The following is a 23,956-nucleotide window of genomic DNA, read 5'->3' on the forward strand; positions in this document are numbered from 1 at the left end:
CAGGCTGCGATCTTTTGAACTTAAGAAGTCAAGATCAAAAGATCGCAGCCTGCGGCAGCTCCTACATGTATCAGAGCTGTCCGTCGCGATCGCGGAAGCCCAGCAGGTACAGCACGCCATCCAGACCCAGCGTCGAAATGGCCTGCTTGGCCGACTGCTTGACCAGCGGCTTGGCGCGGAACGCCACGCCCAACCCGGCAATCGCCAGCATCGGCAAGTCATTGGCACCGTCACCGACCGCAATGGTCTGCTCCAGGCGCAAGCCTTCCTTGTGCGCCAGCTCCCTCAGCAAATCCGCCTTGCGCTGCGCATCGACAATCGGCTCGACCGCTACGCCGGTGACTTTGCCGTCGACCACTTCCAGTTCGTTGGCGAACACATAGTCGATTCCCAACTTGGCCTGCAGTTGCTTGGCGAAGTAGGTAAAGCCGCCCGACAGGATCGCGGTCTTGTAGCCCAGGCGCTTGAGTTCGGCGAACAGGGTTTCCGCCCCTTCGGTCAGGCGCAACGAAGCACCGATGGAGTCCAGCACATTGACGTCCAGACCTTTGAGCAAGGCCAGGCGCTCCTTGAAGCTGGCGCGAAAATCCAGCTCGCCGGCCATCGCCCGCTCGGTGATTTCCGAAACCTTGTCACCCACCCCAGCCGCCTTGGCCAACTCGTCGATCACTTCGGCTTCGATCAGGGTCGAGTCCATGTCGAACACCGCCAGGCGACGGTTACGACGGAACAACGAATCTTCCTGGAAGGCGATGTCGACGTTCAGTTCCTGGGCGACGCTGAGGAATTCGGCCCGCAGCGCCTGCGGATCAGCCGCCTCGCCACGCACGGAAAACTCGATGCAGCCCTTGCCCTTGTCGGCCGGGGTGTCCAGCGGCATGCGCCCGGACAGACGATCGATGTGGTCAATGTTCAGGCCATATTTGGCGGTGATCGAACTCACGGCCTGCAACTGACCGGCTGTCACCTTGCGGGTCAACAGGGTCACGATGTGGCGCTTTTTGCCCTGGTTGCCGACCCACTGCTGGTAATCCTGTTCGGACACCGGCGTGAAACGCACCTGTTGATCGAGCTCGTAGCCCTTGAACAGGATGTCCTTGAGCACGGACTTGCCTTGCTCGGTGTCGGGAATTTCAACCAGGATGCCGAACGACAAGGTGTCGTGGATCACCGCCTGACCGATGTCGAGAATGTTCACACCACCCTGGGCCAGAACGCCGGTAATGGCCGCAGTCAGACCCGGACGGTCGACTCCCGTGATGTTTATCAGGACGATTTCGCGCAAGGCGCACCCCCGCAGGTGGAAAAAAACCGCATTCTACCCACTTTCAGTGACCATCGGGCACCGTGAGCGCTTTGACGGTCTAGGGCCTGTCGCTATACTGCGCGTCAACTTCACGGACAAAAGAGCCGAGCTCAAGTGAACCGGCCCACGCCAGTAAAAACCGATAATTTCTTCCTGCTGATCTTCCGGGCACTGCGCCACCGCCGTGTACCGATTGCATTGCGCATCGCCAGCCATAACGTGATCCTGGTCGCCCTGGCCCTGGTCATCTATGCCGGTGTGATGGGCCTGCAGTTCAAGCAGGCCATGCACGAGCAGGCGGATGCGCTGGGCGAAAGCCTGACCACGCAGACGGCCACTTCGGCCACGGAGCTGTTGGTGTCCAACGACATCCTCAGCCTCAATGTGCTGCTCAATAACCTGACCAAGAACAAGCTGGTGGCCCACGCCGCCATCTACAGTCCGGACAACCGCATCCTTGCCGAATCCGGCCAGCGTCCCAAGCATGGCCTGCTGGGCGAGGCCGAAGGCATGTACCAGAGCAAGATCACCTTCCAGGACGTGACCGCCGGACAATTGCGCATCAGTCTGGACATGGACCAGTTCCAGCAGCCGATGACCATCAGCCTGCAAAGCATGGGCATCCTCAGCGCCATCCTGCTGGCCCTGTCCCTGGCCCTGAGCCTGCGCATGGGGAGGTATCTCTCAACACCCCTGCTGCAATTGCGGGTGTGGCTGCGCAATATCGATGAATACACCCCGGCCACCGACCGCCAGGACGAAATCGGTGACCTGGCGCGTCAGCTGCACGCCAACTTCGCCCCGGAGCCCGCCCCTGTGCCGGAACCGGAACCGGAATTCGACGACGTCGATGACGAGGCCGACCCGGCCTTCGAAGTCCGCAACCTGCGCGATCCGAGTTTCGACGAGAGCCGCCCGGTAGCGGCGCTCAAGCCGGCGCCACGTCAGATCGTCAGCACCGTCGAAGACGACGATGACGAAGACCCGTTCGCCGATCTGCGCGACGAATCGCTGGACACCACCCCGCAACCGGTAATTCGCAAGGCCACGCCGAGCGTGCCGCAACACAGTGCGGTACTGGCGGTACAACTGGGCTCTCAGGAGCAACTGCGACGCCTGCCGCGGGCGCGCCTTGAAGAACTGCTGGAGCGCTATCGCGACTGCCTCGACCAGGCCGCATCGCTGTATCAAGGCGAAGTGGAGACTTTGAACGATGGCAGCACGTTGATGCTGTTCCACACCGAAGACAGCGGCGACGATTACCTGACCAATGCCATTTGCTGTGGCGAGCTGCTGCGGGCCCTGGGCCACCAACTGCAGATCGAAGTCGCGGACAGCGGCATCACCCTGCAGTTGCAGTTGGGCCTGACTCTGGGCGACGAACTGTTCGGTCTGAGCCAGATCGACCTGTTGCTGACCGACCCGGCCCAGGACGCCCTGGCCCTGTCGCAGCACAGTCGCAATCTGCTGCTGGTGGAACGCAGGATCAGCGATGACGCCTTGATCCGTCAGCGCGCACGGATCCGCCCGATTGCCAGTCCTGAAGGTGCATGCTGCGTAGAGCGGTTGATGGAGCCGTATCCATCGATGCTTGAACGGCAACTGGCGCGGATGCACGAACGCCGGGCTTAAACCTTAGGCCTGACCACGATGAAGCCCGCAGATGAGTGATCGTCTGCGGGCTTTTTTGTTGTCTGCACCTACGCCTTCGCGAGCAGGCTCGCTCCCACAATTGATCAGGGTTTACCACAACGGAGTGCTCACTGAAGATCCCCTGTGGGAGCGAGCTGCTCGCGATGAGGCCACCAACCACACTAAAGATCACCAGCCTGCAGAAACAACAAAGCCCGCACAAGGCGGGCTTTATAGGGGAAGCAGCTTCAGTTCAGGCTTAGAAGCGGAACACTTCCATATCCGTGCGAATAGGCGCAGCCATCGGGATCTTCGGCTGCTTTTCCTGTTCTACCGCAGGTGCAGCCGCCTTGGCTGGCGCTTTACGCGGGGCTTCGGCGATCGGCGGCTGATTGGCCAGCGGCTTGAGCGCCACCGACAATTCCTCGGCCAGGCGTTGCAACAACACGCCCTGTGCCTGGACCTGAGCCGCCGTACTACCGGCATGCTGTTCCTGCAAATGGATGATGCGGTTATCACGGACCTGCCCGCGACGGTCGATCAGGCGCCATTGCGCATCAAGGATCGCCGGTTGTTTTGCACCCGAATCCAGGCGCGTGATGGTCAGCAGCACCTGAACGTCCGGGGTGAACCCCAATGTTGCCGGGGCCAGCACTACGCGCTGGCTGTCCAGGTGACCTGCGACCTGACGCAGCAGCAACTGATCGATATCCGACGAAAGGCTGCCGGCCCAACGACCGTCGGTCGATGCTTGCAAGCTGCCATCCGGCTGACGCTGCAACAGGGTTTCGCGCTGCAGGTAGTCGGCCACGGTAACCGGGCCCAACAATACCGCCATGCCCGCGTTCTGTGCAGGCTGAACCGGGGTTCCAGCGTCCAGCTGATACAACGACACCGGTTGGTGAACGCTGCAACCCGCCAGGCCAAGAATGCCGGCGAGCATAAGAATAAAAGGAAGGCGCAGAGCAGTCATCGTCCCATCCAGGTGATCGCTAAAAGGCTGATCACAGTGAAAATACTCAACAAATATGAAGAACGCGCGGCAGTGCCGGCGCTTGAAAGGCCATATCATCCGTGAATATTCGTTCCGACTCCAGCGCAAAGCGCCGAACTACGGGTTAAATCGTAGTTCGGCGCTTCCAGGGGGTGTTCTCGCCTAGTTTCACCACCGCGTTGTCGCCTTAAAACGGGCCAGGCAAGGCGGAGGCCGCTGGTAATGGTTGCTCCCTTTCCAAGGCCTCCAACGCAGCCTGGCCCGTTTTAAGGCACAACCCGAAGGGCCGGGCCTGCTGTTGAGCAGGGCTGTGTTGCTCGAAGCTTATTTGGAATGACCAAACTTCGCTTCTCGCGCCTTACCCTGCTCAACAGCAGGCCCGGCGCGGTGGTGAAACTAGTCGAGAACGCCCCCTATGTCGCCTAATTGAGGTTTTCGACGAGCAGCGCATCTACCCGCTGGAAGCCACGCGGCAGCTTGTTGCCGCGACGGCCACGTTCACCCTTGTAGTGTTCGAGGTCGTCCGCTTTCAGTGACAAGGTACGTTTCCCGGCCTGCAACACCAGTGTTGCACCGTCCGGTAATACGGCGATGTCCGTCACATACTCTTCGCGACTGGCCACTCGCTCACCGGGAATCCCGATGATCTTGTTGCCTTTGCCTTTTCCTAATTGTGGCAGGTCGCTGATTTTGAAGATCAACAGGCGACCTTCGGTCGTCACCGACGCCAGCCAGTTCTGCTCACGATCGGCCACAGGGCGTGGCAGCATGACCTTGGCGTTGTTCGGCAGGCTCAACAGGGCCTTGCCCGCCTTGTTCTTGGCTTGCAGGTCCTCGCCCTTGACCACGAAACCGTAGCCGGCGTCGGAGGCGATCACGTACAACGCGTCGTCTTCGGGCATCAGCACGCATTCGAAACTCGCTCCCGGTGGCGGTGTGAGGCGACCGGTCAGCGGTTCGCCCTGGCCACGGGCCGACGGCAAGGTATGGGCGGCCACCGAGTAACTACGGCCGGTGGAGTCGATAAACACGGCAAACTGGTTGGAGCGCCCGGTGGCCAACGCCTTGAAACCGTCCCCGGCCTTGTAGGAAAGCCCGGTGGCATCGATCTCGTGGCCTTTGGCGGAACGAATCCAGCCTTTTTCCGACAATACGACCGTCACTTTCTCGTTCGGCAGCAGATCGTGCTCGGTCAGGGCCTTGGCTTCGGCGCGCTCGACGATAGGCGACCGGCGGTCGTCGCCGTAGGTTTCGGCGTCCTTGATCAGCTCGGTGCGCACCAGCTTTTTCAGCTTGGCTTCGCTGCTCAGCAGGGCTTGCAGCTTGGCTTGTTCCTTGAGCAATTCATCCTGCTCGGCACGCAGCTTCATCTCTTCCAGTCGCGCCAACTGACGCAAACGGGTGTCGAGGATGTAGTCGGCCTGGATCTCGCTCAGGGCGAAGCGTTCAATCAGTTTGGCCCGTGGCTGTTCCTCGGTACGGATGATGTGGATCACTTCATCCAGATTGAGGTAGGCAATCAGCAAACCGTCCAACAGGTGCAGGCGACGCTCGACCTTGTCGAGGCGGAATTGCAGGCGACGACGCACGGTCTGCACCCGGAACTCCAGCCATTCGACCAGCAACGCGCGCAGGTTTTTCAGCTGCGGCTTGCCGTCCAGGCCGATGATGTTGATGTTGACCCGATAGCTCGACTCCAGCTCGGTGCTGGCGAACAGGTGCTGCATCAGCGCATCGTGGTCGAAGTTTTTCCGCGCCCCCGGAATGATCACGATCCGGCACGGGTTTTCATGGTCGGATTCGTCGCGCAGGTCGGCGATTTGCGGGGCCTTGGACGGCTTGGCCTGCATCATCGCGGCGATCTGTTCCAGCACCTTGGCGCCCGAGACCTGATGTGGCAACGCGGTGACGATGATGTCGCCGTCTTCGATGTGATACACGGCACGCATGCGCACCGAACCGCGACCGGTTTCGTAGATTTTCAGCAGGTCGGCGCGCGGGGTGATGATTTCCGCTTCGGTCGGGTAATCCGGGCCCTGGATATGCTCGCAGAGCTGTTCGACCGTGGCCTTGGGCTCATCGAGCAAACGCACGCACGCCGTGGCGACTTCGCGCAGGTTGTGCGGCGGCACGTCGGTGGCCATGCCCACGGCGATGCCGGTGGTGCCGTTGAGCAGGATGTTCGGCAAACGAGCCGGCAGGACCAGCGGCTCGTCCAGCGTGCCGTCGAAGTTCGGCCCCCAGTCCGCCGTGCCCTGGCCCAGCTCACTGAGCAGCACTTCGGAATAACGCGACAGCCGCGCTTCGGTGTAACGCATGGCGGCGAAGGACTTGGGATCATCCGGCGCACCCCAGTTGCCCTGGCCGTCGACCAGCGTGTAGCGATAGCTGAACGGCTGGGCCATCAGAACCATGGCTTCGTAGCAGGCCGAATCGCCGTGGGGGTGGAATTTACCGAGCACGTCACCGACGGTACGCGCCGATTTCTTGTGCTTGGAATCGGCGTCCAGCCCCAGCTCGCTCATGGCGTAGACGATACGCCGCTGTACCGGTTTCAGACCGTCGCCGATATGCGGCAGGGCACGGTCCATGATCACGTACATGGAGTAGTTGAGGTAGGCATTTTCGGTGAAGTCAGCCAGTGACCGGCGTTCTACACCGTCCAGGCTGAGATCAAGGGAGTCGCTCATGCGGGCCTCATCGGTTCGTTGTCTGGCGCAGCAGCATGGTGCCACCGCGCTGGGTAAATTCAAGTTTGTTCAGTGCGCTCATGCCGAGCAACACCTGATCGCCGTGCAGCCCCGGGGCCACCAGCGCGCGCACATCCCGCAGCACGATGTCGCCCAGTTGCAGGCGTTCAATACGGGTGCGGTAGCCCTGGCTCAGGCCATTGGCCGTACTCAGGGTCACGCCGAATCCTTCTTCGAGCTTCAAACGCTTGGCCAGGTCCGCCGGAATCGACACATCGGTCGCCCCGGTATCGAGCATGAAGTCCACCGGCTGGCCGTTGATCTGGCCGCTGGCAACGAAATGCCCCTGCACATTGCTGACCAGTTTCACCTCGATGAAACCTTCGCCCTGCTCCGAGCTGACCACCACGTTCGGATTTTTCTGCCGCGCTTCCCACTGGCCGAAAAACCGCGTGGCCAGAAACAGCGCTGCGCACCAGGCCAGCACCATGAATACCCGGCCGATGCGCTGCCCCGGCGTTTGTTGGCTCATGGCTTGGCACTCCAGCCACCTTCCGGTGCAGCGAAACGCCAGACCACCGGACGCACTTCGCCATCGACACGGGCGCCAAAATTGTTGTCAACGCCAATCCAGGCACCATCGGCATCCACGACCAACGCTTCTTCCAGCCCGTAGTTCTGTGGATAACGCCGGTTTTCCTGCAGTAACTCGGCGGCGTACGACCAGCAGCGCTCGACACTGGCCGTCTGCGGATCCCGGCGACAAATCTGATAGGCGTTGCGTTCAAGGGTGAACAGCTTGCCGTTGAACAGCGACAGGTCAGAGAAATCCTGCGAGACAGCTTTGGCGCGGGGAAACTGCTCGGGTTGCATTTCCATGCCCGCCTCGCTCAGCAGCACGCAGCCACCGTCGCAATCCCACAACGTCTGTTTGCGCTTGACCATCAGCAGCCCGCGACCTTGACGCTCGGCGGCGAGCCACATCTGATCGCCCGCCGGATTGACCGCCAGCCCTTCGAACAGCGCATTGAATTGCAGCAACAGACCTCTGGCCCGCGCCTCGCGAACCATCATCGGCGAAATTTTCAGCCAGGTAGCAGGCCCCGTTGGCGGCACTTGCAAGACAGCGGCATGGCCTTCGCTGACGATGTAGCGATTGCCGGCGCTGTCGCAGGAGATGCCTTCGAAGTCCAGATCGCCGCCACGCACGAACGAAGCCCCCCAGACACTAGACTTCAACCCCCAGGGCAAGCCGCTGTCAGGCACCGGCGGCACGTCAATGTGCACCGCTTCGGCCTGCCAGGAAGGTCCGCGGGTATCGAGGCGATAGATCTGGTCATCGTCGCGGTCGGAAACTGCCCACAGGTCATTGCCGCACTGCGCCAGCCCGGACAGGTTGCCGCCGCGCATACTGTCAACGACATGCCCGGACAACAGGCGCAGCTGTGGCGTCGGCTCGGCAGATACCGTAATCGACGTCAGCAGCAACGCACAGGCCAGGGCAAAGCCCAGACGCATCAGCCCAGTACCTCGGCCAGGTTGCCCTTGGACTCCAGCCAGGTCTTGCGGTCACCGGCGCGTTTCTTCGCCAGCAGCATGTCCATCATTTCCGAGGTAGCCTCGAAATCTTCCAGGGTCAACTGCACCAGACGCCGGGTGTTCGGGTCCATGGTGGTTTCACGCAGCTGCGGCGGATTCATTTCACCCAGACCCTTGAATCGGGTGACCTGCGGCTTGCCGCGCTTCTTCTCGGCTACCAGACGATCAAGGATGCCGTCGCGTTCGGCTTCATCCAGGGCGTAGTAAATCTCTTTGCCCAGATCGATGCGATACAGCGGCGGCATGGCCACGTAGACGTGACCGGCATCCACCAGCGGGCGGAAGTGCTGGACGAACAAGGCGCACAGCAAGGTCGCGATGTGCAGACCGTCGGAGTCGGCGTCGGCGAGGATGCAGATCTTGCCGTAGCGCAGCTGGCTCATGTCGGCAGCGCCCGGATCGACACCGATCGCCACGGCGATGTTGTGCACTTCCTGGCTGGCCAACACTTCGCTGCCGTCGACTTCCCAGGTGTTGAGGATCTTGCCGCGCAGCGGCAGGATCGCCTGGAACTCTTTGTCCCGCGCCTGCTTGGCCGAGCCGCCGGCGGAATCACCTTCCACCAGGAACAGCTCGGAACGCATCGGGTCCTGCCCGGCGCAGTCGGCCAGCTTGCCCGGCAGCGCCGGGCCCTGGGTAATGCGTTTACGCTCGACCTTCTTGCTGGCCTTGAGGCGACGGCCGGCGTTGTTGATCGCCAGTTCCGCCAGCAGCATGCCGGTTTCCGGGTGAGCGTTGAGCCACAGGCTGAACGCATCCTTGACCACACCGGAGACGAACGCCGCCGCTTCACGGGACGACAGGCGCTCCTTGGTCTGGCCGGAGAATTGCGGCTCCTGCATCTTCATCGACAGAACGAAGGCAATGCGTTCCCAGACGTCTTCCGGCGCCAGCTTCACACCGCGCGGCAACAGGCTGCGGAATTCGCAGAACTCGCGCATGGCGTCGAGCAGGCCTTGGCGCAAGCCGTTGACGTGGGTACCGCCCTGGGCGGTCGGGATCAGGTTGACGTAGCTTTCCTGTACCGCGTCGCCACCTTCGGGCAGCCACAGCAGCGCCCAATCCACCGCTTCCTTATTACCGGCCAGGCTGCCGCAGAACGGCTCGTCCGGCAGGCGCTCGAATTCGCTGACCGCGTCCACCAGGTAGGAACGCAGGCCGTCTTCGTAATGCCATTCGACTTTTTCGCCGGTGGCCTTGTCTTCAAAGCTGACCAGCAGCCCCGGGCACAACACGGCCTTAGCCTTGAGCACGTGCTTGAGGCGGCTGATGGAGAATTTCGGGGAGTCGAAGTATTTCGGATCCGGTGCGAAGAACACACTGGTCCCGGTGTTGCGTTTGCCGACAGTGCCGACGATCTCCAGTTCGGTGGCCTTGTAGCCATCCTTGAAGGTCATCTGGTACTCGTTGCCGTCACGCTTGACCCGCACCCGCACTTCGGTGGACAAGGCGTTGACCACGGAAATACCCACCCCGTGCAAACCGCCGGAGAACTGGTAGTTCTTGTTGGAAAACTTGCCACCGGCGTGGAGCTTGGTGAGGATCAACTCGACGCCCGAAACACCTTCCTCGGGGTGAATGTCCACCGGCATGCCACGGCCGTCATCGCTGACTTCCAGGGAATGGTCGGCATGCAGGATCACCTGTACCGATGAGGCATGCCCGGCCAGGGCCTCGTCGACACTGTTGTCGATGACTTCCTGGGCAAGGTGGTTCGGCCGACTGGTGTCGGTGTACATGCCGGGGCGTTTGCGCACCGGGTCGAGGCCCGAGAGGACTTCGATGGCGTCGGCGTTATAAGAGCTAGCGCTGGGAGTGGCCATGGGGTCTCGTCGTCAGTGTTCGGTGAAAAAAGAATTCATGGGGCTATCGCTCACAATGCGCTGAAATCGATTGCCTGATACAAATCGCCGCCGATGCCGGCAAAACTCAACATGGCCGGCAATCGCGTGGCAAAACCCTGGAAACTGTGGTCGCCACCGGCCTGGATACGCAAGGCGCATGCCCGGTAATACTGCTGGGCGAGACGATAGTCCAACGTTTCGTCAGCTGTCTGCAACCATACCTGATAACGCTGCGGATCCCGGGGTGCCGGCACTTCCAGCTCGGCCAGGGCCGTCACGTGGTCGTGGGTCATTTCCCAGGTCTCTTCGGTATACAGGTTTTTCTGCGTCCCCAGAAAGCCGTCGAACATCCGGTGCGGGCTGACGGCAGGGTTGATCAACAGGGCTTTCAAGCCATGGCGCTCGGCCAGGTGAGTGGCATAGTAGCCGCCGAGGGAGCTGCCGACCAGCAGTGGCCGTCCCAGTTCGGCGATCGCCTGCTCCAGTTGCTCGATAGCCTGGCGCGGGTGGTGGTGCAATGCCGGAACGCGCAGCTGTTCACTCAGGCCCAGACGCCCCATCACCTCGACCAACTGGCAGGCCTTCTTCGACAACGGCGAGCTGTTGAAGCCGTGGATATAAAGGATCGAACCGGACATTTGAGTTCCCTGTGCGTCGGCTAAAGAGTCGGAGTTTACAGGGACTCTGGGGAATCGGGGATATCCGCGAAATTCAAGGCGTCTGTGTAGACGCCTTCGCGAGCAAGCCCGCTCCCACAGGGGACTTGTGACCGACGCCAATCCCGTGTGGGAGCGGGCTTGCTCGCGAAGGCCGCGCCCCGGTTTTCCAGAAAAATGAAAAATCAGTAGCCGTTGGAACCGTAATCCACGGTGAAATCGAACCCGGTGACCCGCTCCACGCCGGTTTCCAGCCCCCCATCGGGCAGCAGGCGCAACCAGCGATACCCCGGTGCCTGTTCCCCGACCTTGAAATCCTCGCTGCCAGGCTCGAACTGGATGCAGGTCGAGGGCGAGGCAATCAATCGCACGCCATTGCGCCTCTGATCGATTTCCTGGTGCACATGCCCCCACAACACCGCGCGAACCTGTTCGAAACGGTCCAGCACGGCGAACAACGCCTCGGGATTGCGCAGGCCAATCGGTTCCATCCAGGCACAACCGATGGACACCGGGTGATGGTGGAAGCACACCAGATGATGGCGTTCCGGCGCTTCGCTCAACGAGCGGGCGAGCAACTGCAGCTGTTCATCCTGCAAATATCCCGGCACCGAGCCCGGCACCGCCGAATCGAGCATCGTGACCCGCCAGTTGCCGATATCCACCACCGGCTCGAGCAAAGCGCTCTGCACCGCCGCCTCGGCCATGATCTGCGGCTCGTCGTGATTGCCGGGAATCCAGCGTGCCGGCGCATCGAGCTGGCGCGTCATCTCGCGAAACTGCCGATAGGACGCCAGCGTCCCGTCCTGGGACAGATCACCCGTGGCCAGGATCAAATCGATCTGCGGTTGTTGCGCGCGCACCAGTTCGATGACCTTTTGCAGGCTGTCGCAGGTATTCATGCCCAACAACGCACCGTCCGCTTCGGCAAACAGATGGCTGTCGGAGAGTTGCACCAGCAACGCCGGATCGGCGGTGGTCAATGTGGATACGCTCGGCAAGGCGTTCTCCCAGGGCGTGATCACGGGGATGGGTAAGTGCCGCAATTATGCTGGGGGACGATCGAAAGGGGAAATCCGTGAACCTGACGCAGTTCACAACTGCGCTTCACGGTTAACGTACGACTTCGTACTCATGCCCCAGCGCCAGGCAATGGCTCAGCCATTCGCCCAGAAACATGTTCAGCTGGGCCTTTTCGTCCGGCTGGTGCATCGAGGCGTTCGGGTAAGGATAGATGCCGCGAAAGCGTCGTGCATGTTCGGCGCTGACCACTTCGGCCATGCGCGCGTCGTGATAGACCTGCACTTCCAGTTGCGGCACCGGCAGCCACGGCAGGCTGTGCTCCTGCCGTACTTGCAGGGTCGTGGTGTAAGGACAGGTCAGCAATACCTCCAGGGCCAGCACGCCGAGCATCTGGTCGCCATGGGTCACGGCGATGCGCCGCGCGGCAGGCTCGCTGCGCATGTCCGGCAGCAGTCGCATCAGGCGCGCGTAGTTCGCCTCGCAGGACGCTTGCAGCCCCACCAGATCTACCCGATAGCGATCGCGCAGCTTGTTTACGACCATAACCCCCTCACTTCAACGCGGTTCAAAGCCAGCCATTGCAAGGCAATGATGCTCGCCGCGTTGGCAATACGCCCGTCGCGCACGGCTCGCAGGGCATCTTCGAAAGCCCAGACCGTGACGCGGATGTCTTCTGCCTCTTCCTCCAGCCCATGCAGGCCGCCAACCCCGGTAGTGTCACAACGCCCCAGGTACAAATGCACGAATTCGTTACTGCCGCCCGGCGATGGAAAATATTTGAGCATCGGCCAGAGCGCCCCGATTTCCAGCCCAGCTTCCTCCTGCGCTTCGCGGTGAGCAACTGCTTCCGGCACTTCATCCTTGTCGATCAGACCAGCGACCAGTTCGATCAGCCACGGGTTGTCGGCCTTGCCCATGGCGCCGACGCGAAACTGCTCGATCAGCACCACTTCATCGCGCTGCGGATCGTAAGGCAACATGCAGACCGCATCATGGCGAACGAACACTTCACGATTGATCTCACGGCTCATGCCCCCGGCGAACAATTCGTGGCGCAAGTGCACGCGTTCGAGCTTGTAGAAGCCCTCGTAGCATTTTTCGCGCCGCACGATATCAACGGCGGTCGGAATGGCGTTGGCAAAATCCGTCATGACAATCCTCGTTACTGCGAATCCTGAACGAGGCTCCTTTCTTCCTGGGCCTCGACTTCGCGCCATCCTAACGCGCCCGTGATGTTTGATGCAGCCCCTTTCCCGTCAGCGGGATGGACGGTGAAGGCGAAACCCTCTCTAATTAGCTTAGTGGCGAACTGATTGCTTTGTTGAGAGTCGAAGCCGGTAACTTTTTGCCTTCCCCTGTTTCAGAAAGGACGCCCATGTCGCTTTTCAAAATCGCCTCCGTGGCCGCCATCGCCTTGACCCTGGGCGCTTGCGCGAGCCTGTTCCAGCCCAACTACCGGACGCCGCTGGAAACCACCCGCGATGCCTCCGAGCAACTCAAGCCCGGTTGCAGCAACCCGGATTGCCCGCTGGTCAACATCGACACCCTGCACTTCCCGGACGAGCCTGCACTGGACGGCATCATCGAAAAACGCCTGCTGCAGATGACCCGCACCTCGCCCGATGCGCCTGTGGCACCGACCCTGGCGGCCTATCGCGAAGAGTTTTTGCGCACCGCCGGCCCGCGCAACAGCAGCTATCTGCAAGCGAAGGTACGTGAGCAGCATGACGGCTTGGTGATCATCGAATTGTCCAGCTACCTGGACACTGGCGGCGCCCATGGCACGCCGGGGCGGGGTTTCATCAACTACTCGCGCCAGCAGCATAAAGTGCTGACGTTGTCCGACATGTTGGTACCGGGGCAGGAAGACGCGTTCTGGAAAGCCGCGCAAGTGGCGCACAACAGCTGGCTGATCAGCACCAAGCTCGATCAGGAACCGGAGTTCGTGAAGAGCTGGCCGTTCCAGAAAACCCAGAACGTGGCGCTGACCTACGGCGGGGTGATCCTCAAGTACGAAACCAGCACCATTGCGCCTTACGCGCTGGGCCATGTCGAACTGAAGATCCCCTACCCTCGCCTGAACGGCATCATCAAGCCCGAGCTGTTTCCCGGCCGTAACTGAAGGCCCGGCCCAGCACCAGCTGCAGCAACCCTGCCAGGACCAGCGCCGGCAGGGTCGCCCCCACGTCCGGATACAGGTTGGCCAGCAGATGGTAAGTGCTGATCCCACCCAGCCAGGCCAGCAGCGCCGGCCAGCGCAAAGCGGCTGAAGCCACCTGGCCACTGCGCTTGCGCAGGATGAAGTGGTCCACCAGCACCACGCCGAACAACGGTGCAAACACCGAACCGATCAGCAGCAGGAAGTTCTGGTACTGGGCCAATGGTGCCAGCAGGGCAATCAGCGTGCAGATAACGCCGATGGCCAGGGCCAGATGCTCGACTTTGGCACGCAACAGAATCCCGCTGGACACCGCTGCCGAGTGAATATCGGCAAAGGCGTTTTCCGATTCATCCAGAAGAATCAGCAGCAGCGGAATCCCCAGGCCGGCACCGGCCAGCGCCAGCAGCAACGCATTGACTTCACCGCTCGGCGCGAATGCCAAGGTGTAGGCCACACCCAGGCTCATCAGCCAGAAGTTACCGATGAAGAAACCGATGGCCGTGCCACCGAAGACGTTTTTCGCCCGTTTGCCGAACCGCGAGTAGTCGGCGATCAGCGGCAGCCAGGACAGCGGCATGGCAATGGCGATGTCGAAACCCACGGCGAATGGCATCGAACCGTCACCGGCCTGCGCCCACAACGCCGCCAGATCCGCCTTGGCGAACAGGTTCCAGGTCAGCCAGATGCACGCGGCCAGCAGCAGCCAGATACCCCATTTGCGCAGGATCTGCCGGACGAACGTCAGCGGGCCACTGACCGCCAACAGGGTCGCCAGGGCGCCGAAGAACAGGGTCCAGAGCAGCGGATTCGACAGCAGACTGCCTTCGCTGAAGGCCTTCGCGCCCAACAGGCTGGCGGCATCGCGCATGACAATGATTTCGAACGAGCCCCAGCCGATCAGCTGCAGCAGGTTCAGCACCGCCGGCAGGCTCGCGCCCTTGGCACCGAGGCTGAGCTTGAGGGCGGCCATCGACGACAGGCCGGTGTCACTGCCAATCACCCCGACCGCCGCCAGCAGCAGAACGCCGACCAGGGTGCCGAGGAAAATCGCCAGCAACGAACCCGACAGGCCCAGGCCCGGCGCGAGCAATGCACCGGTCTGCAGGACCATCAGGCCGATGCCGAGGGAGAACCACAGGGAAAACAGATCGCGACCGCCGAACACACGTTTGTCGGTCGGCACCGCGATGTCGGGTGAATAAGTGCTGGGTTGAATGCTCAAGGGTGTTATCTCAGAGGGACATTTGTTGTTGTGTTGATCGCTTTCGCGGGCAAGCCCGCTCCCACACTGGATCTGCGTCATGCACAAATCCCTGTGGGAGCGGGCTTGCCCGCGATGAGGCCCATTCAGGCCCCACCTTATTCAGGTCAGATCACACCTTCTTGTACAGCTGACTGCCTTCCTGCTTGAAGCGCTCGGCCTGTTCGGCCATGCCTTGGGCGACGTCCACGTCGACCGCTTCGATCCGTTGGTTGGCCGCATACTCGCGCACTTCCTGGGTGATTTTCATCGAGCAGAACTTAGGCCCGCACATCGAGCAGAAGTGCGCGACCTTGGCCGAATCCTTCGGCAGGGTTTCGTCGTGATACGAGCGCGCGGTGTCCGGATCGAGGCCCAGGTTGAACTGGTCTTCCCAGCGGAACTCGAAACGCGCCTTGCTCAAGGCATTGTCGCGGATCTGTGCACCCGGGTGCCCCTTCGCCAGATCGGCGGCGTGCGCGGCGATCTTGTAGGTGATGATCCCGGTCTTCACGTCATCCTTGTTCGGCAGCCCCAGGTGCTCCTTCGGCGTCACGTAGCAGAGCATGGCGCAACCGAACCAGCCGATCATTGCCGCACCGATGCCCGAGGTGATGTGGTCGTAGCCCGGCGCGATGTCGGTGGTCAGCGGGCCGAGGGTGTAGAACGGCGCCTCGTCGCAGCACTCCAGCTGCTTGTCCATGTTCTCCTTGATCAACTGCATCGGTACGTGCCCCGGACCTTCGATCATGCACTGCACGTCGTGTTTCCAGGCAATCTTGGTCAGCTCGCCGAGGGTTTCCAGTTCGCCGAACTGCGCTTCGTCGTTGGCGTCGGCAATCGAGCCCGGACGCAGGCCGTCGCCCAGCGAGAAGCTGACGTCGTAGGCCTTCATGATTTCGCAGATTTCGTCGAAATGGGTGTAGAGGAAGTTCTCTTTGTGGTGCGCCAGGCACCACTTGGCCATGATCGAGCCGCCACGGGACACGATGCCGGTCACGCGCTTGGCGGTCATCGGCACGTAGCGCAGCAACACGCCGGCGTGGATGGTGAAGTAGTCGACGCCCTGCTCGGCCTGTTCGATCAGCGTGTCGCGGAACAGCTCCCAGGTCAGGTCTTCGGCCACACCGTTGACCTTCTCCAGCGCCTGGTAGATCGGCACCGTGCCGATCGGCACCGGCGAGTTGCGGATGATCCACTCACGGGTTTCGTGGATGTGCTTGCCGGTGGACAGGTCCATGACCGTATCCGAACCCCAGCGAATGCCCCAGGTCAGTTTCGCCACTTCTTCTTCGATGGACGAACCCAGGGCGCTGTTGCCGATGTTGCCGTTGATCTTCACCAGGAAGTTACGGCCGATGATCATCGGTTCCAGTTCGGTGTGGTTGATGTTGGCAGGAATGATCGCGCGGCCGCGGGCGATTTCCTCGCGGACGAATTCAGGGGTGATTTCTTTCGGGATACTCGCGCCGAAACTGTGGCCAGCGTGCTGTTGCTTCAACAGGCCGGCGGCGCGGGCCTCTTGCAGCTTCATGTTTTCGCGGATGGCGACGTATTCCATCTCGGCGGTGATGATGCCTTTGCGCGCGTAGTGCATCTGGCTGACGTTGGCCCCGGCCTTGGCACGGCGCGGGTTGTTCACGTGGGCAAAGCGCAGTTTGGTCAGCTCTGGATCGGCAAGGCGCTCCTGACCGAAGTTCGAGCTCAGGCCACTCAGGCGTTCGGTGTCACCACGGTCGTCGATCCACGCCGAACGCACGTCACCCAGGCCTTTACGCACGTCAATCACCACGTTGGGATCGGTGTAGGGACCCGAGGTATCGTAGACAGTCACCGGGGCGTTGATTTCGCCACCGAAGTCAGTCGGCGTCACGTCCAGGGTGATTTCGCGCATCGGCACGCGGATGTCCGGACGAGAGCCCTGGACGTAGACTTTTTGCGAACGGGTAAAAGGTTGAACCGACTGCTCATCGACCTTGGCCGACTCACTGAGGTTGATCGCGTTTTTTGCTTTTATGGTCATCACGGGCTCTCCAGACAGCATCCAGGCAGTGGATTGTCGGAGCAGAACCTGAAAGGCACGGACGCACCAGGACTGGTGCTGTGCGTCGTCACACGGGGAGCGTTCGATTGTCGAACAATTTCCCGGACGAAGCACAAGAGGACTCGCCGGGTGACGAGAAATCTTGTTCCCTACGCAGGCGCTAACCTGATCAGGTTCAACGGGATCCGAAATTATTCGATCTCAGCCTCATAGCAAGGCACCCCGACAAGAACCCGGCCAGTCTAGACACAACTGGCAAAGAACGCCAACCCCCCGGCAAATACCATGATGAATGGCGTAATAACACGCAGTATCAGGATTGTTGCCCCCCCCAATGCGCAACTACACTCGCTACGCTGAGCCGCGCATTGACGCTGTCGAAGCAGGGCCTTAGCCTTGGCGCTCAAATTACCTTTGTAATATCAATTCTAGGGATCGTCTATGCTGCGCAAACTCTCACTGGCCCTTGCCGTGTCTTGTGCGTCCAACGGATTGGCCTGGGCAGCAGATGCGCCCTTATCGAACAAGAACGACCTCGTCAGCGTTTATCAGGAAGCCGTCAACAACAACGCCGATCTGGCGGCGGCCATCGCCCAATACGGCGCCCAGAAGGAAGTCGTGCCCCAGGCCCGCGCCGGGCTGCTGCCGAACCTCTCGGGCGGTGCGAATGTTTCCGAGGTGCGTACGTCGCTCGATCAACCTTCGGGCACGTCCAACCGCGATGCTCATTCCTACCAGGCCACTTTGGCGCAGCCGCTGTTCCGGGCTGACCGCTGGTTCCAGTTCCAGGCCGCCAAGGAAGTCAATGAACAGGCCGCCCTGCAACTCTCGGCGACCGAGCAGAACCTGATCCTGCAAACCGCCGACAGCTATTTCAACGTGCTGCGCACTCAGGACAACCTGGCCTCGACCAAGGCCGAAGAAGCGGCGTTCAAGCGCCAGCTCGATCAATCCAACGAGCGTTTCGATGTCGGCCTCTCGGACAAGACCGACGTATTGAACTCACAGGCCAGCTACGACACCGCGCGCGCCAACCGCATCGTTGCGCAGCGCCAGGTGGACGACGCCTTTGAAGCATTGATCACCCTGACCAACCGTCAGTACAACTCGATCTGGGGCATCAGCCATAACCTGCCAATCCTGCCGCCGGTACCGAACGACGCCAAGGCCTGGGTCGAGACGGCGGGCAGGCAGAACCTCAATCTGCTGGCCAGCAACTATGCCGTCAGCGCCGCCGAACAAACCCTCAAGCAGCGCAAGTCCGGGCACTTGCCAACGGTTGATGCGATCGCCAAGTACGAGAAAGGCGACAACGACGCACTGGGCTTCAGCAACCCGAACAACCTGCCCCAGGCGTACGGTGGCGACGTCGATCAAACCACCGTCGGCCTGCAACTGAACATCCCGATCTACAGCGGCGGCCTGATCAACTCCCAGGTGCGTCAGTCGTATGCACAACTGGACCAGACCGAGCAGCAACGCGAAGCCCTGCGCCGCAGCATCGTGGAAAACACCCGCGACCTGCACCGCGCGGTGAACACCGATGTCGAGCAGGTACAGGCGCGCAAGCAATCGATCATCTCCAACCAGAGTGCGGTGGAAGCGACTGAAATCGGCTATCAGGTGGGTACGCGAAACATCGTCGACGTGCTGGATGCGCAGCGCTCGCTCTACAACTCGGTGCGCGACTACAACAACACCCGCTACGACTACATCCTCGACAACCTGCGCCTGAAGCAACAGGCCGGCACGTTGAATCCGGGGGACCTGCAAAACCTCGCACGCTGGCTCAATCCCAACTACAACCCGGACAAGGATTTCCTGCCACCGGATCTGGCCAAGGCGGCAGCGGAGCAGTTGAAAGCGCGACCGGAGCAATAAAGCAAAAGATCGCAGCCTGCTGTAGGAGCTGCCGCAGGCTGCGATCTTTTTCTGCCAGACGACTCGGTCTACCGCTCGATCAACCGCCCCAACCCGTCCAGCAAGCGCTGCAACGCCCCCTGGTTGGCGCGCATCACCTTCAACCCGGCCTCTGCCATGTGCTGTGCATCACGCGGCAGTTCGAACAGCCGCTGCACCGCCACCGCCAACCCTTCGGCATCCTCCACTTCCTGCAACGCCCCGGCACTGCGCAACTGCGCAGCGATTTCGAGGAAGTTGAAAAGATGCGGCCCGCTCAGCACCGGTTTGGCGAGGGCCGCCGGCTCCAGCAGGTTATGCCCGCCGTTCGGCACCAGGCTGCCGCCGACGAAGGCACTGTCAGCCAGGGCGTAGAGAAACAGCAACTCGCCCATGGTGTCGCCCAGCAACACTGAAGTATCGGCACTGACCGCGTCGCCACTGGAGCGCCGGACGGTGGCAAACCCTTGTTGCTGGCACAGCCCGTAAACCGAATTGAAGCGTTCCGGATGACGCGGCACCAGAATCAGCAACGCATCGGGGTGACTGGCCAGCAACTGACGATGAGCCGCCAGCACGACCTCGTCTTCGCCGTCATGGGTACTGGCCGCGATCCACACCGGTCGCTCCAGCGCCTGCCATTGCCCGCGCAACTGACTGGCGCGCTCGAGCAGTTGCGGGTCGATGGTCAGGTCGAACTTGATCGAACCGGTGACCTCGACGGTTTCCGGTCGCGCACCCAGATCACGGAAGCGCTGGGCTTCGGCCTCGGTCTGCACCGCGAACAGGCTCATCTCGGCCAGCATCGGCTGGGTCAGCTTGCGGAACCGGCCGTAGCCCTTGGCCGAACGCTCGGACAGTCGCGCATTGGCCAGCGCCACGGGAATCCCGCGCTTGGCACATTGATGGATATGGTTGGGCCACAGCTCGGTTTCCATGATCACCGCCAGTTTTGGCCGGACCCGATCGAGGAAGCGCCGGGCGGCGCAGGGCAAATCGTAAGGCAGATAGCAGTGCTGGATGCGCGGCTCATTGGCAAACAGCGCGAGGATGCGCTCCGAACCGGTCGGCGTCATGCAGGTCACAGTGATCGGCAGAGTCGGATAACGCGCCAGCAGGGCTCGGATCATCGGCGCGGCAGCAATGCTTTCGCCCACCGACACGGCATGCACCCAGATGCCGCCCGGTTTCATCGCCGGCATCCCGCAGGAGAAGCGCTCGCCGATGCGCCTGGCGTACGCCGGCGCCTTGCGCGCGCGCAGCCAAAGCCGAATCGCTACCAGTGGCAGCCCCAGATAAAACAGCGCGGTGTAGAGAGTTCTATTCATGGCGGCGGAGTTTATCGGCTTTTTTCGCCAATCGTCTGCAAGTGCACGGCAAAACGTTCGGCAAGCCAGCGCGCGGCCGGACCAAGCGGTTCGTCCCGGCGCCATACCAACTCCACCACCAGGGCCGGCGGGGTCCATTCGCTGACCAGTTCGACCATCTGGTTCTGATAGGTCGGGTATTGCACCACGTGGCGCGGCAACCACGCCCAGCCGAGGCCCCGCACCAGCCATTCGGCCATCACATAGAAACTGTCGGCGCGCCAGACTTGCGGGCTGGCGGGATCACTGCCGGGATAAATGCTCGACTCCGTGGACATCAGCAACTGCCGATGCTGCGCCAATTGCTGGCCGTCGACCGTGCCTTTGCCCGCCAACGGATGATCCTTGCCGCACACCGTAACCATTTCCACGCTGCCCAGCACGCGACGCTCAAGCGCCTCGGGAATCTGATCGTGAAAGAACAGCAACCCCAGATCGGCGCGCCGCTCCACCAGCTTGCGCGCGACATCGCCCTGGGCGGCACTGGTCAGTTGCACTTCAAGGCTGGGGAATTTTTCCGCCAGGGCCTCGAAGCTTTCGATGATCGGCTGATAAGGCATCGCCTCATCCTGGGCCACGCGCAGTCGGGCCTCCTGGCCACGCATCATCGCCAATGCCCGGCCATTGAGCCGTTCACACTGACGCAACACTTCCCGTGCTTCGTCCAGCAACGCGGTACCGGCTTCAGTGAGCTTCGGCTGACGGCCGCTGCTGCGGTCGAACAGGCTGACGCCAAGGTCATCCTCCAGCAACGCTATCGCACTGCTGACCGCCGACTGCGCCTTGCGCTGATCCCGCGCCACGGCAGAAAACGATCGCTGCTCCGCTACGCTGACAAACAACCGCAACTGCTCCAGATTCCATTGCATGCTCATGGCTCAACCCATCTTCAAAACAGATAGGTAATGACTTTACCGCATCTGGCGAATCACTAGAATGCCGACCTCAGAGAGCAACACTTCACACGAGGATTGACCCATGACCGCTTACTACTACTTGGCCATTGCCATCTGCGCCGAAGTGATTGCCACTGTTTCGATGAAAGCCGTCAAAGGCCTCAGCACCCCGCTGCCACTGGTGCTGGTCATCCTCGGCTACGGCATTGCCTTCTGGATGCTGACCCTGGTGGTGCGCAGCGTTCCCGTGGGTGTGGCGTATGCCGTGTGGGCCGGCATGGGGATCGTGATGGTCAGCGTCGCGGCGCTGTTTATCTACGGGCAGAAGCTGGATGTGCCGGCGATGCTGGGGATGGCGTTGATTGTGCTGGGGGTTGTGGTCATCCAGCTATTCTCCAAGACTGCAGGGCATTAGAACTCGAAACGCGACCCCCAGTGGGAGCGAGCTTGCTCGCGATGACGGCATGGAATTCAACATCAATGTTGACTGACCCACCGCTATCGCGAGCAAGCTCGCTCCCACTGGGTTACTCGTTGGCTCGAGAGTGCTGGCGTCAGCCCCTCCAATCTTCGAGTCTGTATACTGCGCCCTCGTCTTGAACACAGAGGTCGCTGCATGCCATCCGTTATTTCCACCGACGTTCTGATTGTCGGCGCTGGTGTCGCCGGCCTCTGGCTGAACGCGCGCCTGCGCCGCCAGGGTTTTTCGACCGTGCTGGTGGAAAGCGCCAGCCTCGGCGGCGGGCAGACCGTGAAGTCCCAGGGCATTATCCACGGTGGTGCCAAGTACGCATTGCACGGAGCCCTGACCGGCGCTTCGGAAGCCATCGCCGATATGCCGCGCCGCTGGCGTGAAGCCCTGGCCGGTGACGGCGAGCTGGACCTGTCTGGTGTACGTCTGCTCTCTGAAGCCCATTACCTGTGGTCCCCTGGCACCCTCGCCGGCAACCTGACCAGCTTCTTCGCCAGCAAGGCCGTGCGCGGGCGCGTCGATCAGGTCAAGGGCGACCAGTTGCCGCCCGCGCTGCAGGACAAGCGCTTCAAGGGCAAGGTCTATCGCCTGGCGGAACTGGTGATCGATGTGCCGAGCCTGATCCAGCGCCTCGCCGACCTCGCCGGTGACGGCTTGCTCGCCGGGCAGAAGATCGAACCGCTGCTGGAGGGTGGCAAGCTGGTCGGCCTGATCGTCGATGAGCGCGAGATCCGCGCCCAGCGCATCGTCTTGAGCGCCGGCGCGGGCACAGCGCAACTGCTCGAAGCATTGGGCCTCAGCGAGCCGGCGATGCAGCGTCGACCGCTGCACATGATCATCGCCAAGGGGCCGAGCCTCAAACCGCTGTACGCCCACTGCCTGGGCGGCGGCACCAAACCGCGCATTACCGTCACCACCCACCCGGCCGCCGACGGTCAATGGGTCTGGTACATGGGTGGCGACATCGCCGAAAGCGAAGGCGTGCTCCGTGAGCCTGCGGAGCAAATCGCCACCGCACAGAAAGAACTCGGCCAGTTGCTGCCGTGGATCGACCTGAGCACAGCGCAGTGGGCCACCCTGCGCGTGGATCGCGCCGAACCCCTGCAATTGGGCCTAACCCGCCCCGACAATGCGTTTCTCGCAGAAGAAGGCCGGCTGCTGGTGGGCTGGCCAACCAAACTCGCCCTGGCGCCGGACTTCGCTGACCGGGTCATCGCCAGCCTGACCCGCGATGGTATCCAGCCAGGCCACCCGGCAGCACTGCCTGTACTGCCGAAGCCACCGATGAGCGTACCGGCCTGGGAGCAACTGTTGCCATGAGCCAACCGACCCTGCATGACTTGCATCGCCCGCTGGGCAGCAGCGGCCTGCTGGTTTCACCCCTGGGCCTGGGCACGGTGAAACTGGGCCGCGACCAAGGTGTGAAATACCCCAACGGCTTCCGGATTCCCGATGACGATGAAGCGCGCATGCTGCTCAAGCTTGCCCGCGACCTGGGCATCAACCTGATCGACACGGCCCCGGCCTATGGCCGCAGCGAAGAACGCCTCGGCCCGTTGCTGCGCGGCCAGCGTCAGGATTGGGTGATTGTCAGCAAGGTGGGTGAAGAGTTTGCCGACGGCCAGTCCCGTCACGATTTCAGCGCGGCACACACGCGCATGTCGGTAGAACGCAGCCTGCAACGCCTGGAAACGGACTTCATCGATCTGGTGCTGGTGCACTCCGATGGCAACGACCTGGCGATCCTCAATGACTGCGAAGTCTACGAAACCCTCGCCGAACTCAAGGCCGAAGGCAAGATTGGCGGCTTCGGGTTTTCCGGCAAGACCGTCGAAGGCGGATTGAAGGCGCTGGAGCAAGGCGACTGCGCGATGGTCACCTACAATCTGAACGAACAAAACGAGAAGGCCGTCATTGACTATGCTGCTGCACACGGCAAAGCCATTCTGGTCAAGAAAGCCCTCGCCAGCGGTCACGTATGCCTGAGTCCTGGCGTGGACCCGGTGCGCGCCAGTTTCGAGTTGCTGTTTGAACATCCGGGCGTTGCCAGTGCTATTGTCGGGACCATCAATCCGCTGCACCTCGCCCACAATGTCGCGACCGTTGCCCAGGTCCTACGTAGCCACTGACGCC

20 protein-coding genes and 1 riboswitch are annotated in these 23,956 nt (G+C 61.7%); of the genes, 6 read left to right on the top strand and 14 right to left on the bottom strand.

What is annotated here, in order from left to right; translation table 11 throughout:
- Window positions 1-70: 70 nt before the first annotated feature.
- Window positions 71-1,285, bottom strand: coding sequence for a phosphoserine phosphatase SerB (gene serB, locus KW846_RS15420; protein ID WP_102673167.1), 1,215 nt, complete (start codon window positions 1,283-1,285; stop codon window positions 71-73).
- A gap of 135 nt (window positions 1,286-1,420) precedes the next feature.
- Here serB and KW846_RS15425 point away from each other — a divergent pair, with 135 nt between their 5' ends.
- Window positions 1,421-2,938, top strand: a complete 1,518-nt coding sequence (locus KW846_RS15425) for an AhpA/YtjB family protein (protein WP_218483195.1) — start codon at window positions 1,421-1,423, stop codon at window positions 2,936-2,938.
- A 259-nt stretch (window positions 2,939-3,197) separates the two neighbouring features.
- On the opposite strand, the gene KW846_RS15430 is transcribed toward KW846_RS15425, so the two are convergent.
- From KW846_RS15430 to KW846_RS15470, 9 genes are all read right to left on the bottom strand, one after another.
- The gene (locus tag KW846_RS15430; RefSeq protein WP_218483197.1) at window positions 3,198-3,911 is read right to left on the bottom strand and encodes a membrane integrity-associated transporter subunit PqiC; all 714 of its coding nucleotides are present in this window, start codon (window positions 3,909-3,911) and stop codon (window positions 3,198-3,200) included.
- A 443-nt stretch (window positions 3,912-4,354) separates the two neighbouring features.
- Window positions 4,355-6,622, bottom strand: a complete 2,268-nt coding sequence (gene parC, locus KW846_RS15435) for a DNA topoisomerase IV subunit A (protein ID WP_218483199.1) — start codon at window positions 6,620-6,622, stop codon at window positions 4,355-4,357.
- Window positions 6,623-6,629: 7 nt separating this feature from the next.
- The gene (locus tag KW846_RS15440) at window positions 6,630-7,154 is read right to left on the bottom strand and encodes a TIGR02281 family clan AA aspartic protease (RefSeq protein ID WP_218483200.1); all 525 of its coding nucleotides are present in this window, start codon (window positions 7,152-7,154) and stop codon (window positions 6,630-6,632) included.
- The gene (locus KW846_RS15445) at window positions 7,151-8,140 is read right to left on the bottom strand and encodes an esterase-like activity of phytase family protein (RefSeq protein WP_218483202.1); all 990 of its coding nucleotides are present in this window, start codon (window positions 8,138-8,140) and stop codon (window positions 7,151-7,153) included. Before KW846_RS15445 ends, KW846_RS15440 begins: the two co-directional genes overlap by 4 nt.
- Window positions 8,140-10,044, bottom strand: a complete 1,905-nt coding sequence (parE, locus tag KW846_RS15450) for a DNA topoisomerase IV subunit B (RefSeq protein ID WP_007977465.1) — start codon at window positions 10,042-10,044, stop codon at window positions 8,140-8,142. The genes KW846_RS15445 and parE overlap by 1 nt, the downstream gene beginning before the upstream one ends.
- 50 nt (window positions 10,045-10,094) lie before the next feature.
- Window positions 10,095-10,703 carry a YqiA/YcfP family alpha/beta fold hydrolase gene (locus tag KW846_RS15455; RefSeq protein ID WP_218483204.1) on the bottom strand — a complete coding sequence of 203 codons (609 nt, stop codon included), beginning with the start codon at window positions 10,701-10,703 and terminating at the stop codon, window positions 10,095-10,097.
- A gap of 203 nt (window positions 10,704-10,906) precedes the next feature.
- Entirely contained in the window at window positions 10,907-11,722 is an 816-nt protein-coding gene (gene cpdA / locus KW846_RS15460) for a 3',5'-cyclic-AMP phosphodiesterase (RefSeq protein ID WP_218483206.1), read from the bottom strand.
- 112 nt (window positions 11,723-11,834) lie between these two features.
- Complete coding sequence (locus tag KW846_RS15465) at window positions 11,835-12,287, bottom strand: DUF1249 domain-containing protein (protein WP_007977461.1); 453 nt, start codon at window positions 12,285-12,287, stop codon at window positions 11,835-11,837.
- Window positions 12,278-12,895: an NUDIX domain-containing protein gene (locus KW846_RS15470; RefSeq protein ID WP_218483209.1), complete on the bottom strand. Its 618-nt coding sequence runs from the start codon at window positions 12,893-12,895 to the stop codon at window positions 12,278-12,280. Before KW846_RS15470 ends, KW846_RS15465 begins: the two co-directional genes overlap by 10 nt.
- 224 nt (window positions 12,896-13,119) lie before the next feature.
- On the opposite strand from KW846_RS15470, the gene KW846_RS15475 reads away from it, so the two are divergent.
- Entirely contained in the window at window positions 13,120-13,866 is a 747-nt protein-coding gene (locus KW846_RS15475) for an RsiV family protein (protein WP_116580721.1), read from the top strand.
- On the opposite strand, the gene cytX is transcribed toward KW846_RS15475, so the two are convergent.
- Both cytX and thiC read right to left on the bottom strand, forming a co-directional pair.
- Window positions 13,835-15,127, bottom strand: a complete 1,293-nt coding sequence (gene cytX, locus KW846_RS15480) for a putative hydroxymethylpyrimidine transporter CytX (protein WP_007977456.1) — start codon at window positions 15,125-15,127, stop codon at window positions 13,835-13,837. The two genes, KW846_RS15475 and cytX, sit on opposite strands and share 32 nt — an antisense overlap.
- 151 nt (window positions 15,128-15,278) lie before the next feature.
- Window positions 15,279-17,168 carry a phosphomethylpyrimidine synthase ThiC gene (gene thiC, locus KW846_RS15485; protein WP_007977453.1) on the bottom strand — a complete coding sequence of 630 codons (1,890 nt, stop codon included), beginning with the start codon at window positions 17,166-17,168 and terminating at the stop codon, window positions 15,279-15,281.
- Between the two features lie 150 nt (window positions 17,169-17,318).
- Window positions 17,319-17,424: riboswitch (TPP riboswitch) on the bottom strand.
- Window positions 17,425-17,630: 206 nt separating this feature from the next.
- Between thiC and KW846_RS15490 the strand changes: the two genes are divergently transcribed.
- Window positions 17,631-19,070 carry a TolC family outer membrane protein gene (locus KW846_RS15490; protein WP_007977451.1) on the top strand — a complete coding sequence of 480 codons (1,440 nt, stop codon included), beginning with the start codon at window positions 17,631-17,633 and terminating at the stop codon, window positions 19,068-19,070.
- A gap of 68 nt (window positions 19,071-19,138) precedes the next feature.
- Here the strand turns inward: KW846_RS15490 and waaA are convergent, their stop codons facing one another.
- Together waaA and KW846_RS15500 are read right to left on the bottom strand one after the other, a co-directional pair.
- Window positions 19,139-20,416, bottom strand: a complete 1,278-nt coding sequence (gene waaA, locus KW846_RS15495; protein ID WP_218483211.1) for a lipid IV(A) 3-deoxy-D-manno-octulosonic acid transferase — start codon at window positions 20,414-20,416, stop codon at window positions 19,139-19,141.
- A gap of 11 nt (window positions 20,417-20,427) precedes the next feature.
- Window positions 20,428-21,330: a LysR family transcriptional regulator gene (locus tag KW846_RS15500; RefSeq protein WP_015093203.1), complete on the bottom strand. Its 903-nt coding sequence runs from the start codon at window positions 21,328-21,330 to the stop codon at window positions 20,428-20,430.
- Between the two features lie 103 nt (window positions 21,331-21,433).
- On the opposite strand from KW846_RS15500, the gene KW846_RS15505 reads away from it, so the two are divergent.
- The 3 genes from KW846_RS15505 (at window position 21,434) to KW846_RS15515 (ending at window position 23,952) form a co-directional block, all read left to right on the top strand.
- Entirely contained in the window at window positions 21,434-21,766 is a 333-nt protein-coding gene (locus tag KW846_RS15505) for a multidrug efflux SMR transporter (RefSeq protein ID WP_007977444.1), read from the top strand.
- Between the two features lie 201 nt (window positions 21,767-21,967).
- On the top strand, window positions 21,968-23,143 hold the full coding sequence (locus KW846_RS15510; RefSeq protein WP_218483213.1) for an FAD-binding oxidoreductase: 1,176 nt from the start codon (window positions 21,968-21,970) through the stop codon (window positions 23,141-23,143).
- On the top strand, window positions 23,140-23,952 hold the full coding sequence (locus KW846_RS15515; protein WP_104451584.1) for an aldo/keto reductase: 813 nt from the start codon (window positions 23,140-23,142) through the stop codon (window positions 23,950-23,952). Before KW846_RS15510 ends, KW846_RS15515 begins: the two co-directional genes overlap by 4 nt.
- Window positions 23,953-23,956: the final 4 nt, after the last annotated feature.

This window comes from Pseudomonas sp. PDM32, assembly GCF_019219225.1.
Classification (GTDB): Bacteria; Pseudomonadota; Gammaproteobacteria; order Pseudomonadales; family Pseudomonadaceae; genus Aquipseudomonas; species Aquipseudomonas laurylsulfatiphila.

Bases quoted from the DNA above. Each gene is read 5' to 3' on its own strand.
- KW846_RS15445 (WP_218483202.1), bottom strand. From the start codon at position 8,140: ATGCGTCTGGGCTTTGCCCTGGCCTGTGCGTTGCTGCTGACGTCGATT.
- KW846_RS15475 (WP_116580721.1), top strand. From the start codon at position 13,120: ATGTCGCTTTTCAAAATCGCCTCCGTGGCCGCCATCGCCTTGACCCTG.
- thiC (WP_007977453.1), bottom strand. From the start codon at position 17,168: ATGACCATAAAAGCAAAAAACGCGATCAACCTCAGTGAGTCGGCCAAG.
- KW846_RS15430 (WP_218483197.1), bottom strand. From the start codon at position 3,911: ATGACTGCTCTGCGCCTTCCTTTTATTCTTATGCTCGCCGGCATTCTT.
- waaA (WP_218483211.1), bottom strand. From the start codon at position 20,416: ATGAATAGAACTCTCTACACCGCGCTGTTTTATCTGGGGCTGCCACTG.
- KW846_RS15455 (WP_218483204.1), bottom strand. From the start codon at position 10,703: ATGTCCGGTTCGATCCTTTATATCCACGGCTTCAACAGCTCGCCGTTG.
- KW846_RS15510 (WP_218483213.1), top strand. From the start codon at position 21,968: ATGCCATCCGTTATTTCCACCGACGTTCTGATTGTCGGCGCTGGTGTC.
- KW846_RS15500 (WP_015093203.1), bottom strand. From the start codon at position 21,330: ATGAGCATGCAATGGAATCTGGAGCAGTTGCGGTTGTTTGTCAGCGTA.
- KW846_RS15515 (WP_104451584.1), top strand. From the start codon at position 23,140: ATGAGCCAACCGACCCTGCATGACTTGCATCGCCCGCTGGGCAGCAGC.
- parE (WP_007977465.1), bottom strand. From the start codon at position 10,044: ATGGCCACTCCCAGCGCTAGCTCTTATAACGCCGACGCCATCGAAGTC.
- KW846_RS15465 (WP_007977461.1), bottom strand. From the start codon at position 12,287: ATGGTCGTAAACAAGCTGCGCGATCGCTATCGGGTAGATCTGGTGGGG.
- parC (WP_218483199.1), bottom strand. From the start codon at position 6,622: ATGAGCGACTCCCTTGATCTCAGCCTGGACGGTGTAGAACGCCGGTCA.
- KW846_RS15490 (WP_007977451.1), top strand. From the start codon at position 17,631: ATGCTGCGCAAACTCTCACTGGCCCTTGCCGTGTCTTGTGCGTCCAAC.
- KW846_RS15505 (WP_007977444.1), top strand. From the start codon at position 21,434: ATGACCGCTTACTACTACTTGGCCATTGCCATCTGCGCCGAAGTGATT.
- KW846_RS15470 (WP_218483209.1), bottom strand. From the start codon at position 12,895: ATGACGGATTTTGCCAACGCCATTCCGACCGCCGTTGATATCGTGCGG.
- KW846_RS15440 (WP_218483200.1), bottom strand. From the start codon at position 7,154: ATGAGCCAACAAACGCCGGGGCAGCGCATCGGCCGGGTATTCATGGTG.